This window comes from Arthrobacter sp. 2RAF6 (assembly GCF_052115205.1).
Classification (GTDB): domain Bacteria; phylum Actinomycetota; class Actinomycetes; order Actinomycetales; family Micrococcaceae; genus Arthrobacter.
Window position 1 is genome coordinate 1 of the sequence record NZ_JBFRGF010000082.1, and the last position, 2,051, is coordinate 2,051.

2 protein-coding genes are annotated in these 2,051 nt (G+C 69.4%); both read right to left on the reverse strand.

Annotated features, from left to right (window positions below; all coding sequences use genetic code 11):
* Nucleotides 1–1,022: Gfo/Idh/MocA family protein (locus tag AB4Z38_RS25490; RefSeq protein WP_441432304.1), on the reverse strand; the 1,022-nt coding region annotated here is incomplete at its 3' end.
* Nucleotides 1,023–1,139: 117 nt separating this feature from the next.
* A partial coding sequence (locus AB4Z38_RS25495; RefSeq protein ID WP_441432303.1) for a Gfo/Idh/MocA family protein occupies nucleotides 1,140–2,051 on the reverse strand: 912 nt, incomplete at its 5' end.

Here is a 2,051-nt window from a genome sequence, read left to right on the forward strand (position 1 = left end):
ACGGCGAGGCCTTCCTCGAAGGAGGGCGTCGGCGGGGTTCCGGCGTCGATGGCCAGAAGGAAGTCGCGGATTTCGTGGGTGAAGGTGTGTTCCCAGCCGATCACGTGGCCTTGCGGCCACCAGGCACCCATGTAGGGGTGTTCGGGTTCGTTGACCAGGATCCGGCGGAAGCCCTGCTCCCGGACCGGCACCGTGGCGTCCAGGAAGCCGAGTTCGTTGATGGTTTCCAGGTCGAACAGGAGCGAGCCCTTCTCGCCGTAGATTTCCATCGTGAGCGAGTTCTTCCGGCCGGTGGCCATGCGGGAGACTTCCACGGAGGCGAGGGCCCCGGAGGCGAGGGTCAGGGTGGCCCAGGCGGCGTCGTCGACCGTGACGTGTTCCGGACCGTCCGGCCCGGGACGGCTGTCCACGAAGGTGTGCAGCCGGCCGGAGACCTCGGTGACGGTGTCCCCGAGGAGGAAGAGGACCTGGTCGATCGCGTGGGAGGCAATGTCGCCCAGGGCCCCGGACCCGGCGGTTTCCTTGTTCAGCCGCCAGGTCATGGGGGAGTCCGGGTCCACGAGCCAGTCCTGCAGGTACGCGGCGCGGACGTGCCGGACCGTGCCCAGCCGGCCCTCCGCGATCAGTTCCCTGGCGAGGGCGAGGGCGGGGACGCGGCGGTAGTTGAAGCCGATCATGGACGCGATGCCGCGCGCGCGGGCGGCGCGCGCGGCTTCCGTCATGGCTTCGGCCTCGGCCAGGGTGTTCGCGAGGGGTTTTTCCACGAGGACGTGCTTGCCCGCCTCCAGCGCGGCGATGGCGATTTCGGCGTGCATCCAGCCCGGGGCGCAGATATCCACGATATGGATGTCATCGCGTTCGATGACCTGGCGCCAGTCCGTGGCGGACTCGCTCCACCCGTACTTCGCCGCGGCCTCGGCGACCTGTTCCGCGTCCCGGCCCACGAGCACCTTCTGCTCGTAGGCCGGAACGTCGAAGAAGCCGGCCACATTCCGCCACGCGTTCGAATGGGCCTTGCCCATGAACGCGTAGCCGATCGCGGCAACACCCAGGGGTGTCTTGCCTGCGCTGGTGCCTTCCGGGGAGGCGCCGGTGTGCGGGGTGGTGGGGGTGGGGGCGGAGCTGGTCATGAGTGATTCCTAGAGGGTGGCGGCCATCGGGTCCCAGTCCTCGGGGAGGGCCTGGGAGGTCACGGCGGAGCTGTCGACGCCTACAAAGGTGCCGGTTTCRGCGGACTCGGAAATGGARACCAGGGTATCGACCACRTGGTAGGCGAGGGCTCCCTGGGCGCGGTGCGGGACACCGGCGCGCAGGGACCGGGCCATGTCCAGCACGCCCATGCCGCGGCCGTTGGCCGGYCCCGTGGCGGGGATGGTTTCSGCTTCCTCGGCCCCTGGRCGCCAGAGCTTGAGGTCGCCGTCGAAGTAGTTCGGGTCCGGCACTTCCAGGGTGCCCTCGGTGCCGGTGATCTCCACGAAGCCCATCCGCAGGCGGGGGGATTCGAAGCTGAAGACGCTGTGCGAGGAAGCGCCCCCTTCGAACTGCAGCATCGCGGAGACGTGGGTGGGGACCTCGACAGGGAATTCCTCCCCGGCCTTGGGTCCGGAACCGACCACGCGGGTCTCCTTGGCTTTGGATCCGACGGCGGCAACGCGCCTCACGGAACCGAACGTCTGGACGAGCGCGGTGATGTAGTACGGGCCCATGTCGAACAGCGGGCCCGCGCCGTGGGCGAAGAGGAACGCCGGGTTCGGGTGCCAGGACTCCGGGCCCGGGGTCTGGAACATCGTCAGGGCGGTCAGCGGGGTGCCGATGTCGCCGCGTTCGATGATCCGGCGGGCCGTCTGCAGGCCGGCGCCCAGGAAGGTGTCCGGGGCGCAGCCCAGCCGGATGCCCGCGGCGTCGGCCGTCTTCAACAATGCCAGGCCGGATTCGCGGTCCAGGGAGAACGGCTTCTCGGTCCAGACGTGCTTGCCGGCGTTGACGGCCGCGGTGGCCACCTCGACGTGGGCGGCCGGGATGGTCAGGTTCACGATGATCTCGACGTCGGG